Source organism: Achromobacter sp. LC458 (assembly GCF_001005835.2).
In the GTDB taxonomy this organism is placed as follows: domain Bacteria; phylum Pseudomonadota; class Gammaproteobacteria; order Burkholderiales; family Burkholderiaceae_B; genus Achromobacter; species Achromobacter spanius_B.
The window spans coordinates 147,690-159,631 of record NZ_LBHW02000013.1; the positions used below are offsets into that span (position 1 = coordinate 147,690).

Here is an 11,942-nt window from a genome sequence, read left to right on the forward strand (position 1 = left end):
TGACTTTGATGCGGAAAGGTTATGGATTTTCAAAAGCTCAAGCACCTGCTGGCGGTGGTGGAATACGGCACTTTTTCGCTGGCGGCGCAAAAGGTGAACTTGTCGCAGCCCGCCTTAAGCCGCAGCATCCAGGCGCTGGAGGCCGAGCTGGGCTTGCCGTTGCTGGACCGGGGCACCCGCCAGGTTCACCTGACGCCCTATGGCGCTTGCGTGGCCGAACGCGCGCGTCGCATGCGCTTCGAAGAAGCCGAGCTGCAACGCGAACTCAAGGCGCTGCACAGTGGCGATTCCGGCACGTTGACGATCGGCCTGAGCCCCACGCCGGCCTCGTTGCTGCTGTCGCCTTTTCTGGCGCACATGGCGGCCAATCGCCCGCAGGTGCGCGTGGGTGTCGAACTGGGCGCCACCGCCGCGTTGCTGGACATGCTGCGGGCGGAACGCATCGACGCCATGGTGTGCGATGCGCGCATGCTGTATGACGCCGCCGACATCGACACGCGCCCGCTGGTGCCGCTGCGCGCCGGCATGGTGTGCCGCCCCGGCCACCCCATCCTGGCGCACAAGCAGGTTGGTATCGAGCACGTGCGGCAGTACCCGGTGGCGTCCAGCACGTTGAGCCCCGAGGTCTCGCTGCGACTAGCCGAGACGCTGGGTCCGGGCGGCGCGCCCGAGCAGATGGTCACCTTGCGTTGCGAAAACCTGGAGCCGCTGGTGGATCTGGCGCTGCATACCGACACGCTGCTGCTGGGCGTGATCTGCGTGACGCAGCGCGAGCAAGAGGCCGGGCGGCTTGTCGAAGTGCCCTTGCCGTCCGACCCGCAGCGCCAAGGCCATTACGTGCTGGCGCGCCTGGCCGGGCGCACGCCGTTGACGGCGCAAGATGCGCTGTACGACTTCACGCAGCAATGCTGGGCCGGCTTCGCCTCCTTCCGGCCACGCAGCCGCCCGCGTTGAAAAAAACCCACATCGGCGGCCCGCGCGCGCGGCGCCCCGTTGATTCCCTTAACTCATCTCTATAGAATCAGCAATTCGGGCGTTCGCCCATTTCTTTTTCACTCACTTCACTTACCGCCAGGGAGGCCGCATGATGTATCACCCCATGCCGTACGCCGTCCCGCGCGTGTCCCCGCGACGCCATTAAGTCGTCGCCCGCGCGGACCCATCGCTAGACCGTTACCTAGCGACTGGTCCTCCGTGCCCGCCCCAAAAACATAAACGCAGTCGCCGGCGCTCATTGCGCCCGGCATGTCATCCCCGCTTTCATCACAAGGACATCCTGGCGTGTCTTGTGCCGCCAGGCCATTGTTATGGCTAGAAAAAAAATCGACTTACGAGGACAGGCCTTCAAGGACGTCCTGGGCTTTACCTTTCGGCATTGGGCCTTCCAGCCGTGGCGCACGCTCGTCATCGTGCTGCTGGCCTTGCTGTCGGCCGTCGCCGACATCCTGACGCCGATGTATGCCGGCCGCCTGGTCGACGCCGTGGCGTCCGGCTCGTCCGGCGATGCGCTGGCCTGGAGCGCCGCCATCACCGCCTTCTGGCTGCTGGTGGCGCTGGGCGTGGGCGGCACGCTGCTGCGTCAGGCGGTGTTCCAGAACATCATCACGTTTACGTTGAAGATGATGAACGGCATCGTGTCCAACGCCTTTTATCGGGTACAGCGCTTCTCGACGGATTGGCACGCCAACAGCTTCGCGGGTTCCACCGTGCGCAAGATCACGCGCGGCATGTGGGCCGTGGACATCCTGAACGACACGCTGCTGATCGCGCTGTTGCCGTCGGTGGTGATGCTGGTGGGGGCAACGGCGTTGCTGGGCGCGCACTGGCCGGTGATGGGGCTGGTGGTTGGGCTGGGCTCGGTGCTGTACATCGCCGTTACCGTGGCGCTGTCGTTGGGCTATGTGGCGCCGGCCGCGCGCCTGGGCAACGCCTGGGACACGCGCATGGGCGGCGCGCTGGCGGACGCCGTCAGCTGCAACGCGGTGGTCAAGGCATTCGGCGCCGAAACGCGCGAAGAAGTACGCCTGGACCGCGTGGTGAACAAGTGGCGCAACCGCACGCGCCGCACCTGGGTGCGCGCCACGCTGAACGGCGGCATTCAGGGCGCGATGCTGGTGGCGATGCAGGCAGCCATCCTGGGCGCCTCCTTGCTGCTGTGGTCGCGCAACCAGGCCACGGTGGGCGACATCACGTTCACGCTCACGATGTTCTTCGTGCTGCAAGGCTATCTGCGCGACGTGGGCATGCACATCCGCAACCTGCAACGCTCGGTCAACGACATGGAAGAACTGGTGGCGATGGAACGCCAGCCCCTGGGCGTGGCTGACCGGCCGGGCGCGGGCGCCATCCGCGTCAGCGCGGGCGAGATCCGCTTTGAGGATGTGACGTTCCGCTATGGCGCGCACAACACGCCGCTGTACGACAAGTTCTCGGCGCGCATCGCGCCGGGTGAACGCGTCGGGCTGGTGGGGCATTCCGGGTCGGGCAAGACCACGTTCATCAAGCTGATCCAGCGCCTGTATGACGTCAACGAAGGCCGCATCACGATCGACGGGCAAGACATTGCCCAAGTGAAGCAGGCGTCGCTGCGCAGCCAGATCGCGATCGTGCAGCAGGACCCGGTACTGTTTCACCGCACGTTGGCGGAGAACATCGCCTATGCCCGCCCGGGCGCCACGCAGGCCGAGATCGAGAAGGCCGCCCGCTTGGCCAGCGCGCATGATTTCATCATGTCGCTGCCCAAGGGTTACGACACGCTGGTGGGCGAGCGCGGCGTGAAGCTGTCGGGTGGCGAGCGCCAGCGCGTGGCCATTGCGCGGGCTTTCCTGGCGGATTCGCCCATCCTGATCCTGGACGAAGCCACCTCCAGCCTGGATAGCGAAAGCGAGGTACTGATCCAGCAGGCCATGGACCGCCTGATGGTGGGCCGCACCACGCTGGTGGTGGCGCACCGGTTGTCGACGGTGCGCGCGCTGGACCGACTGCTGGTGATGGACCATGGCCGCATCATTGAAGAAGGCAGCCATGACCAGTTGATCCGCTTGAAGGGTGGCCTGTACCGGCGCCTGTTCGAACGCCAGGCCCTGGAACTGACCAAGGGCATGACGCCGGCCGAAATGCTGCAAGACGGCGCCACGCCCCCGCCCGTGAAAGAGCAGGTGGACAACGACGACGTGGACGCCGGGGAGTTTGCGTTCGGCAAGTAAACGAGCAGGACGCGGCGTGCGGTTGGGGATGGGCGTCTGGGCCAATGCCTGGCGTCCGCCCCTGCTGGCATCACGCCGGGCGCTGCGCGAAGGTCAGGCGCAGGCCGAAGGCGATCAGCGCCGTGCCGAAGACCACGCTTTGCACTTTCTGGGCGCGGGGGCTGGCAGACATCCAGCGCCCCACCGCCCCGCCCGCCAAGGCGCAGATCACATCGAACGTCAGCCCCAAGCTGACGAGAATGACGCCCAGCACCGCAAACTGTTGCCCGATGGACCCCTGCGCGGGTGACACGAATTGCGGCAGCAGCACCGAGCAAAACAGCAGGGCCTTCGGGTTGAGCACATTGGTCAACACGCCGCTTAGCAAGGCGGCGCCCAGGCCCTTGCCGCGCGCCGCCTGCGGGCCAGTGGCGTCAAGCACGACCGGCTTGGCCCGCAACAGCTTCACGCCCAGCCACATGAGATAACACCCGCCCACCGTGCGCGCGGCGTCGAAGGCCCAGGGATGGGTCTTGAACAAGGCCGCCAGGCCCAGCGCGGCCAAGGTAACGTGCGCGGCGCGTGCAATGGCCAGCCCGACCGCCACCGCCAGCGCCTGCCCGCGCCCGCGCAGCACGCCGGTTTCCAGCAACAGGATCATGTCCGGGCCGGGCACCACGTATACAACCAGCAAAGCCCCAAGAAACAACGCCATATCGGCCATATCCGCGCTCCCACGCATGCTGTTTAACGCGGTGATTCTAGGGAAATCGGGCTGGCATGTGCTTGCGATTCATGCCAAGGGAATTATGATGATTGGCATATCAAGCCAATACATCCCCCCATTTCCATCACCCATGCCAAAACACGAACTGGACGCTTACGACCGCCGCATTCTAGAGGCCTTGCAGAAGAACGGCCGCCTGACCAATGTAGAGCTGGCCGAGCAGATTGGCCTGTCGCCATCGCCCTGCCTGCGGCGCGTGCGCATGCTGGAAGAATCGGGCGTCATTCAGGGCTACGAAGCGCGGCTGGCGCCTGACGAAGTGGGCCTGGGCCTGACGGTGTTCGTCGGGGTGAAGGTCGAGCGACACCACGAGCGCGACGCCGAGCAGTTCCGCAAGGAAGTCAGCGCCCTGCCCGAAGTCATTGCGGCGCACCTGGTATCGGGCGAGTCCGACTTCCTGCTGCAAGTGGTGGTGCCGGACCTGCGCGGCTACGAGCGCTTTTTGCTGGGCACGCTATTGAAGCTGACCGGCGTGAAAGACATCCGCAGCAACTTCGCCATTCAAACCGTTAAACCGCAAAGCCCGCTTCCGCTGGACCACCTGAGCAAGTAGCCCCGCCTGTTTTCACGGCGGCATGTTCGCCGCCGCCTGATCCACCCGGGCGGCGCGACGGTCAAAGCGCGCCTGCGACATCGACAAATAACGCTGGACCACGGCGGGCTCGGAGGTGGCTGGCGTGCCGCCGGGAAACGGCGGCTTGGGGTCGTACTCGATTTGCAACTGGATCAGCTTGGCGACGTCTTCGCCGCATAGCGCCGCCACCACCTTCAAGCCCATGTCGATGCCCGACGTGACGCCACCGGCCGTATAGGTGTTGCCGTCCACGCACAGACGTTCTTCGCTGGGAATCGCGCCAAACCGCGACAGCAGTTCGCGCGCGCGCCAATGGCTGGACGCCCGCTTGCCGCGCAGCAACCCCGCCGCGCCCAGCAACAACGAACCGGTGCAGATGCCGAATACATAGCGCGCCGCCAAGCCCTGCCGCCGCGTGAAGGCCACCCAATCGGCGTCGACGATGGCATCATCCGTGCCCGGCCCGCCCGGCACCACCAGCAGGTCGCATTGCCGCGCCGACGCCAGCGTTTGCGTGGGCACGAACTGCAAGCCGCGATCGCACCGTACCGGATCACGCGTTTTTGCGACAAAATCCACCGTGAAGCCCGGCGCGTTCGCCAAGACCTCGTAGGGCCCGGTCATATCCAGCTGGGTCAGCCCTTCGAACAAGAGAAAATTCACATGCATGACGATGCTCCCTTGAAAACGCCAGCGTCCAGCATAGGCGGACGCGCCCGCGCCGGTGCGCCAGAAGCGGATGAATTTGCGCCACAACGCGTGTTGTTCCTGCTGTACGACGGCTTTCAGCCGCTGGACCTGGCAGGCCCGTGGCAGGCGTTCACGTCCGCCAACGAAGAGGCCGGCAAACCGCTCTACCAACTGCGCACCATCGCGGCAACGCCGGTGGTCGCCACCTGGGAACAGGGGCTGCGCATGCAGGTGGACGGCACCTTCGAACACGATGCCGATGCACCGATCGACATGATGTTCGTGCCGGGCGGCCCGGGGGTGGACCGCGCCAGCGCCCACGCCGAAACCATGGCCTGGCTGCGACGCCGCGACGCCCTTGCCCCGCGTACGTGCAGCGTTTGCACGGGCGCCTTCGTGCTGGCCGCCGCCGGCCTGCTCAATGGCCGCGCGGTCACCACGCATTGGCGATCCGCGGACCGACTCCGGCTGATGTACCCCGCGTTGCGCGTGCAAGACGACCGCATCTTTATCGAAAGCGGCAAGTACTGGACGTCGGCGGGGGTGACGGCGGGTATCGACCTGGCGCTGGCGCTGATCGAACGCGACTTTGGCGCGGCGCTATCGCAGCAAGTGGCCCGCCGCCTGGTCGTCTTCATGCGACGCGATGGCGATCAGCGCCAGTACAGCCAAACGCTGCGCTTGCAGGACCGCGTGGCCGCGCCGTTCCGGGACCTGGTCGAGAAGATCGAGGCAAAGCTGTCGGCGCGCTGGACGGTGGACGACATGGCCGATGCCTGCCATATGTCGCGCCGCACGTTCCAGCGAAAATTTGCCGCGCACTTCGGCGTGGCGCCCACCGAAGTGCTGCGGCGGCTGCGCCAAGAGCGCGCCGACGCGTTGCAGGCGACCGGTAAGATGTCGAAAAAATCGGTCCGACGATTTGTCGGGCCACTCCACAACAGGCCCGCTCCATGACCACACCCGCTGTCCCTTGCAAGCCCTTGCGTCGTGCCCTTGCGCTGTTGGCCGTGGGCCTTGCCCTGCCGCTGCTGGCCGGTTGCGACGACCCCGCCGGCCCGCCCAAGCTGACCCTGGAACAGCGCCTGTTCAAAGACCTGACGCCCAACCGCGAGTTCAAGGGCGACCTTAACGGCCAGCCGGTGCACCTGATCGTCAACGATTGCGAGGTCTACCTGAACGAAGCCGATCCGGAAAGTACATCCGGCGGGCGCCGCTGGACCAAGGTGCTGGAACCCGAGTTCTACCCATCGTTCATGGACTGCCAGCGGCAGTCGTTAAGCCGCGTGGGCAAGATGGTGGAAGCCGAGATCGGCGAAATGGCGATGGGCGCGGGCGGATGCTGCGCCACCGGCGGCCGCTTCCGTTCCACGGATGGCCGCGTATGGAAGCCGCAGTAGGCTGCGCGCACCGCTGCCGGATGCCGCGCAGCGTCGCGACCCCGACGCCCCGACGTCCCGACCCGCGTCAGCCCGCCAGGCCCACCGACATCCCGCCACAGACATACAGCAGTTGCCCGGTCATGAACCCGGCCTGCCGGTCCAGGAACATTGCGACGCTGTGCGCGACCTCTTCCGGCTGACCCACCCGCTGCACGGGAATGGAGGCTTGCAGGGCCAGCGTCTTCGGCGCCCCCGGGGGGTTGGACTGGTTGAACAATTCGGTGGCGATCGGCCCGGGCGCCACCGTGTTGACCGTGATGCCGTCGGCCGCCAGCTCCAGTGCCCAGGTGCGCGTCATGCCGGCCAGCCCGGCCTTGGACGCGCCATAGACCGTGCGCCCGCCCTTGCCCAGCGCCGCGCGGCTGCCGATATTGACCACGCGCCCGTACTTGGCCTGGCGCATCGCGGGCAGCAGCGCCTGTAGCAGCAGCACGGGCGCGGTCAGGTTCAAGGCCAGCGTGCGGTGGAGGTCGGCCTCGGTCACGTCCGCGATATCCGCCACCTGGATCATGCCGGCGTTGTTCACCAGATGCAGCACGCGGCGCTCGGCCGCAAGCGCTTGCGCGGCCTGGCGCGTGGCGGCCGCATCGCCCAGGTCGACCGAACGGAAGGTCTCGCCCGGCAGCACCGCATCGGGCGGACGGCGGCTGAAATTGACGACCTGATACCCGTCATTAAGGAGGCGGGCCACGATGGCGCGGCCGATGCCGCGGCTACCGCCGGTGACAAGTGCGATGGGCGTGTTCATTGCGCGGTGATTCCTTGGTCTTTGATAAGCCCGCCCCATTTCTTGCGCTCGGCGCGTTCGAAGGCGGCCAGGTCGGGGCCGAAAAGCGTACCGGGTTTTGCGCCCATGGTGGCGAAATTCGTGGCCACGGCCGCGCTTTGCAAACCGCTGCGCGCGGCCTCGATCAGCTGCTTGACCACCGGCGCCGGTGTGTCGCGCGGGGCATACAAGGCGAACCACGCCGTCACGTCGAAACCGGGCAGGCCGGATTCGGCAACGGTCGGCAGATCAGGCACCGACGCGTCGCGTTCGGCCGACGTCACGGCCACGCCGCGCACCAGGTTGCCATCCTTGATCTGCGCCAGCGCGCCGGGCAGGTTGTCGAACAGCAGGTCCACCTGCCCGCCCGCCACGGCCGGCAGCGACGCAGACGTGCCCTTGAACGGCACATGCAACATCTTCACGCCCGCCATCGCTTCGAAATAGGCGCCGGTCAGGTGCACCGACGAGCCGATGCCCGGCGATGCGTAGGTCAGCTTTTTGTCGGGCGATTGCTTGGCGGCGCGGATAACGTCGGCCACCGTCTTGTAAGGCGACTTTGCGCTGACGGCAATCACATTGGGCGTAGTGGACACCAGGGCAATCGGCACCAGGTCGCGCTCCGGATCGAACGCCATGTTGCTGTACAGGAACTGGTTGATGGTCTGCGTGCCGATGGTGCCCAGGCCCAGCGTATAGCCGTCGGGCTTGGCGCGCGCCACATGAGCCATGCCGATGTTGCCGCCCGCGCCGGGCTTGTTTTCCACCAGCACTGTCTGCTTCAGCCCGGGCTGCAAGGCGTTGGCGATGGCACGGCCGAAGATATCGGCGCCGCCGCCCGGCGGATACGGCACCACCACGGTCACGGGGTGGTCGGGATAGCCGGCGGCATGCGCCACGGGCAACGCCAACAACGCCAGGGCGGCCAGCGCCAGCCGGCGCCGCCCGGCGCGCGGGGAAACGGATTGGGTCATGAACTTGTCTCCTGTCGAACCCGCTGTTTGCGGATTTCTTTTGAATTGAACGGCGGCGAAAACGGCAGCTAGTGACGGCGCCTGCTCAAAGTACGTAAATACGTACTATAGTTATAAAAACATAGAAATCGGATAGGAGACAAGCAATGAAACGTTGGACGCAACGCCCGGAAGGATCCACCTGGGGCGACTTCGGCCCGGACGACGAGCTGGGCCGGCTGAACCTGCTGACCGAGGAAAAGGTCTTGCAGGCGGTGCGCGAAGTGCGCGCGGGCAAGGTGTTCTGCCTGTCGCTGCCGCTGGACCTGCCCGGCGGCAACGTGCTCAATCCCCGCCGCCATGCGCCCACGCTGAAACCCACGTTCCGTGAAGGCACGCCGTACCTGAACTTTGCGATGTCGCAGTTGCAGCCCGAGGCCGTCGACGTGCTGTCCGACGACCAGGTCACGCTGTCGATGCAATATTCCACGCAGTGGGATGGCCTGTGCCACGTTGGCGCCTTGTTCGACATCCAGGGCGACGGCGAAGCGCGCCGCGTCTACTACAACGGCTACGCCGCGGGCGTGGACGTGTTTGGCGGCGCTGACCCGGATACGGCTGCCGATGCCTGCTGCCCACCCGGCGGCTCGTTTGCGCGCAAGCTCAGCGTCAGCCGCTATGCCGAAAAAGGCATGCAGGGGCGTGGCGTGCTGGTGGACCTGGAACGCGCGTTCGGCCCAGGTCGCACCTTGGTCGGCCATGAGCAGCTGCAAGCGGCCATGCGCGAACAAAAGGTGCACGTGGAAACGGGCGACATGCTGGTGCTGCGCACCGGCTTTGCCGACCGTTTGATCGAGATGAACGGCCAGCCCGACCCGCACGCGCTGGAACAGACCGGCGCGGTGCTGGACGGCGCCGACAGCGCCTTGCTGGACTGGATCAGCGCCAGCGGCGTAGCCGCCATCTGCGCCGACAACTACGCGGTGGAATCGTATCCGGCGCGCACGTCCGGCCCCGGCCATTCCATCCTGCCGCTGCATCACCATTGCCTCTTCAAGCTTGGCGTACCGCTGGCCGAGCTTTGGTATTTGAAGGACCTGGCCGACTGGCTGCACGCCAACGGGCGCAACCGTTTCCTGCTGACCGCCCCGCCGCTGCGCATGCCCGGCGCGGTGGGCTCGCCGGTGACGCCCATTGCCACGGTGTAAGCCATGACGCCGCCTTTTTCGACCTTTGCCGCGCACCTGGACGCGCTGGTTGGCAGCCGCCCCGAGTCCCCACTGCTGATCGACCAGAACGTGCCAATCAGCGCGCGCCAGCTACGCGATCAAAGCCGCGCGTTGGCGGCGGGCTTGGCGCATATCGGCGTGCGCCCCGGCCACCGCGTGGCGGTGTGGTTGCCCAACTGCGCCGCCTGGGTAGAGTCCTTCCTGGCGTGCGCGCATCTGGGCGCGCTGGTGCTGGCCGTCAACACGCGCTTTCGCGCGCTGGAAGTGGCCGACATATTGGGACGAGGCCAGGCCGACTGGCTGGTGTTCTGGCCGGGATTCAAGGGCATCGATTTCGCGGGCATTCTGGCCGATGTGCCCCCACAGGAATTGACGCGCCTGCAAGGGGTCGTGGCCATTGCCGACTCCGACGCGGGCGCCCGCTCGGCGTCCCTGCACGGCAAGCCCGCGCATCGCTATGCCGACCTGCTCGCCACCCAGGCCCCGCCCCCTTCCCCGCACGGCAACGCCGGGGTGCTTTGCTTCACCACGTCCGGCACCACGTCCAAACCCAAATTTGTTTTGCACGACCAGCAAACGTTGCTGCGCCACGGCGCGACGGTGGCCGACGCTTTCGAATACGACGACGAAAGCTGCATCCTGGCCAGCGCACCGTTCTGCGGCGCGTTCGGTTTTGCCACGCTGGTGGGCGGCCTGGCGCGCGGCGTGCCGGTCGTGTGCGCGCCCGTGTTCAACGCAGCCGAATCGGCCGACGCCATCGCGCGCCATGCCGTCACGCACACCTATGCCAACAACGAGGCGCTGGTGGGCATGATGCAGGCGGCGCCGGCCAGCGCTTTCACGTCCGCGCGGCTGTTCGGCTTTGCCAGCTTTACCCCCGCGCTGGACAACATGCTGGACCTGGCGCGCCAGGCGGGCGTGCCGCTGACCGGCCTGTACGGCTCCAGCGAGCTGATCGCGCTGGTGGCGGGCCAGCCCCGCGATGCGGCCGAAGGCGACGTGGCCGCGCGGCATCAGCCCGGCGGCACCCTGATCTATCGGGACGCCCGCGTGCGCGCCCGCGACCCCGACAGCGGCCAAGTGTTGCCGCACGGCCAATCGGGCGAGATCGAAATCCTGTCGCCCAGCCTGATGCAAGGCTATCTGGACAACCCGGATGCAACGCGCAACGCCGTCACCGCCGACGGCTATTTCAAGACGGGCGACCTGGGCTACACCCTGACCGAGCGCCAGTTTGTGTTCCAGACCCGCATGGGCGATTCGCTGCGGCTATCGGGCTTTCTGGTGAACCCGGTGGAAATCGAACAGGTGGTTGAAACGCTGCCCGGCGTGCGCGCGTGCCAGGTGGTGGGCGCCACGCGCCACGGCAAGTTCGTGCCCTACGCCTTTGTGCTGCTGCAAGACGGCGCGCACGCCGATCCCGCCGCCTGGACCGCTGCCTGCAAGGCGGCGATGGCCGGCTTCAAGGTGCCGGTGGGCTACACGGTGCTGGACGCCTTTCCCTCGGTGGAAAGCGCCAATTCGGTCAAGATCCAGAAACATCGGCTGCGCGACATGGCAAACGCTATGCTCTCGGATCCTTCCTCACCGCCCGCGCCCTGACCCCATGCCCGCCCGCAAGCTTTTTTCGCGCAGCCCCCAGCCGCTTTACCTGCAAGCGGCGGCGCTGTTTCGCAGCCATATCCAGAATCGAACCTGGCGGCCGGGCCAACAGATTCCACCGCTGGAATCGCTGATGGAAACCTATGGCATTTCGCGGGCGACCATCCGGCAGGCGTTCGGCCTGCTGGAGCAGGACGGGTTGATCCGGCGTTCACGCGGCTCGGGCACTTTCGTCAACGCCGAATTACCGGAAACGCCCACGCTGCTGATACCCAAGACCTGGGCCGAAACCGTGGAACTGAGCAACCAGCTGGGCACGGTGTCGCTGGTGGAATCCAGCGCCGACTCGCCACTGCCCGACACGCTGGGCATGCCTTGCGAGGCCGACCGCGGCGGGTTGTTCCAGTATTTGCGGCGCGTGCACACGACGGATGCCGGCCCCTTTTGCTACAGCGAGGTGTTCCTGGAAAGCGGACTGTTTCGCAAGCATCGCACCCGGATTCAGAAAAGCACCGTGGCGCCCGTGCTGGACCAGTTCTACGGCACCCGCATCACCGAAGCGCGCCAGGTGTTGAACGTGATTGAAGCCGGCCAGGAGTCGGCCGAATCCTTGCAGATTCCCGTGTCGTCCCCGGTGGCGGAGCTGCGTCGCTACGCCTGCATCGACGGCCGCGTGGTGTATTTCGCGCGGCTGGAATTTCCGTTTCGCAAGGT

General features: G+C 66.4%; 12 protein-coding genes. 8 read left to right on the forward strand and 4 right to left on the reverse strand.

Annotated elements, in window-relative coordinates:
• Window positions 1–21 precede the first annotated feature (21 nt).
• Together YH64_RS13610 and YH64_RS13615 are read left to right on the forward strand one after the other, a co-directional pair.
• Complete coding sequence (locus YH64_RS13610; protein WP_046804768.1) at window positions 22–954, forward strand: LysR family transcriptional regulator; 933 nt, start codon at window positions 22–24, stop codon at window positions 952–954.
• 353 nt (window positions 955–1,307) lie between these two features.
• Window positions 1,308–3,206 (forward strand): ABC transporter ATP-binding protein, encoded by a 1,899-nt coding sequence (locus YH64_RS13615; RefSeq protein WP_046804769.1) that lies wholly within the window; start codon window positions 1,308–1,310, stop codon window positions 3,204–3,206.
• Between the two features lie 70 nt (window positions 3,207–3,276).
• On the opposite strand, the gene YH64_RS13620 is transcribed toward YH64_RS13615, so the two are convergent.
• On the reverse strand, window positions 3,277–3,900 hold the full coding sequence (locus YH64_RS13620) for a LysE family translocator (protein ID WP_240434072.1): 624 nt from the start codon (window positions 3,898–3,900) through the stop codon (window positions 3,277–3,279).
• A 142-nt stretch (window positions 3,901–4,042) separates the two neighbouring features.
• Between YH64_RS13620 and YH64_RS13625 the strand changes: the two genes are divergently transcribed.
• Complete coding sequence (locus tag YH64_RS13625) at window positions 4,043–4,525, forward strand: Lrp/AsnC family transcriptional regulator (protein WP_046804771.1); 483 nt, start codon at window positions 4,043–4,045, stop codon at window positions 4,523–4,525.
• A gap of 12 nt (window positions 4,526–4,537) precedes the next feature.
• On the opposite strand, the gene YH64_RS13630 is transcribed toward YH64_RS13625, so the two are convergent.
• Window positions 4,538–5,215, reverse strand: coding sequence for a DJ-1/PfpI family protein (locus YH64_RS13630; protein WP_046804788.1), 678 nt, complete (start codon window positions 5,213–5,215; stop codon window positions 4,538–4,540).
• Window positions 5,216–5,305: 90 nt separating this feature from the next.
• Here YH64_RS13630 and YH64_RS13635 point away from each other — a divergent pair, with 90 nt between their 5' ends.
• Both YH64_RS13635 and YH64_RS13640 read left to right on the forward strand, forming a co-directional pair.
• Window positions 5,306–6,193, forward strand: a complete 888-nt coding sequence (locus YH64_RS13635; protein WP_046804772.1) for a GlxA family transcriptional regulator — start codon at window positions 5,306–5,308, stop codon at window positions 6,191–6,193.
• The gene (locus YH64_RS13640) at window positions 6,190–6,636 is read left to right on the forward strand and encodes a hypothetical protein (protein WP_240434071.1); all 447 of its coding nucleotides are present in this window, start codon (window positions 6,190–6,192) and stop codon (window positions 6,634–6,636) included. Before YH64_RS13635 ends, YH64_RS13640 begins: the two co-directional genes overlap by 4 nt.
• A 67-nt stretch (window positions 6,637–6,703) precedes the next feature.
• On the opposite strand, the gene YH64_RS13645 is transcribed toward YH64_RS13640, so the two are convergent.
• Both YH64_RS13645 and YH64_RS13650 read right to left on the reverse strand, forming a co-directional pair.
• Window positions 6,704–7,426 (reverse strand): SDR family oxidoreductase, encoded by a 723-nt coding sequence (locus YH64_RS13645; protein ID WP_046804773.1) that lies wholly within the window; start codon window positions 7,424–7,426, stop codon window positions 6,704–6,706.
• The gene (locus YH64_RS13650) at window positions 7,423–8,418 is read right to left on the reverse strand and encodes a tripartite tricarboxylate transporter substrate binding protein (RefSeq protein ID WP_046804774.1); all 996 of its coding nucleotides are present in this window, start codon (window positions 8,416–8,418) and stop codon (window positions 7,423–7,425) included. Before YH64_RS13650 ends, YH64_RS13645 begins: the two co-directional genes overlap by 4 nt.
• A gap of 146 nt (window positions 8,419–8,564) precedes the next feature.
• Here YH64_RS13650 and YH64_RS13655 point away from each other — a divergent pair, with 146 nt between their 5' ends.
• The 3 genes from YH64_RS13655 to YH64_RS13665 form a co-directional block, all read left to right on the forward strand.
• On the forward strand, window positions 8,565–9,605 hold the full coding sequence (locus YH64_RS13655) for a cyclase family protein (RefSeq protein ID WP_046804775.1): 1,041 nt from the start codon (window positions 8,565–8,567) through the stop codon (window positions 9,603–9,605).
• Window positions 9,606–9,608: 3 nt separating this feature from the next.
• Complete coding sequence (locus YH64_RS13660) at window positions 9,609–11,228, forward strand: AMP-binding protein (RefSeq protein WP_046804776.1); 1,620 nt, start codon at window positions 9,609–9,611, stop codon at window positions 11,226–11,228.
• Between the two features lie 4 nt (window positions 11,229–11,232).
• Window positions 11,233–11,942 (forward strand): GntR family transcriptional regulator (locus YH64_RS13665; protein WP_143215376.1); only part of this gene is annotated, 710 nt, incomplete at its 3' end.

Bases quoted from the DNA above. Each gene is read 5' to 3' on its own strand.
- YH64_RS13610 (WP_046804768.1), top strand. From the start codon at position 22: ATGGATTTTCAAAAGCTCAAGCACCTGCTGGCGGTGGTGGAATACGGC.
- YH64_RS13615 (WP_046804769.1), top strand. From the start codon at position 1,308: ATGGCTAGAAAAAAAATCGACTTACGAGGACAGGCCTTCAAGGACGTC.
- YH64_RS13620 (WP_240434072.1), bottom strand. From the start codon at position 3,900: ATGGCGTTGTTTCTTGGGGCTTTGCTGGTTGTATACGTGGTGCCCGGC.
- YH64_RS13625 (WP_046804771.1), top strand. From the start codon at position 4,043: ATGCCAAAACACGAACTGGACGCTTACGACCGCCGCATTCTAGAGGCC.
- YH64_RS13630 (WP_046804788.1), bottom strand. From the start codon at position 5,215: ATGCATGTGAATTTTCTCTTGTTCGAAGGGCTGACCCAGCTGGATATG.
- YH64_RS13640 (WP_240434071.1), top strand. From the start codon at position 6,190: ATGACCACACCCGCTGTCCCTTGCAAGCCCTTGCGTCGTGCCCTTGCG.
- YH64_RS13645 (WP_046804773.1), bottom strand. From the start codon at position 7,426: ATGAACACGCCCATCGCACTTGTCACCGGCGGTAGCCGCGGCATCGGC.
- YH64_RS13650 (WP_046804774.1), bottom strand. From the start codon at position 8,418: ATGACCCAATCCGTTTCCCCGCGCGCCGGGCGGCGCCGGCTGGCGCTG.
- YH64_RS13655 (WP_046804775.1), top strand. From the start codon at position 8,565: ATGAAACGTTGGACGCAACGCCCGGAAGGATCCACCTGGGGCGACTTC.
- YH64_RS13660 (WP_046804776.1), top strand. From the start codon at position 9,609: ATGACGCCGCCTTTTTCGACCTTTGCCGCGCACCTGGACGCGCTGGTT.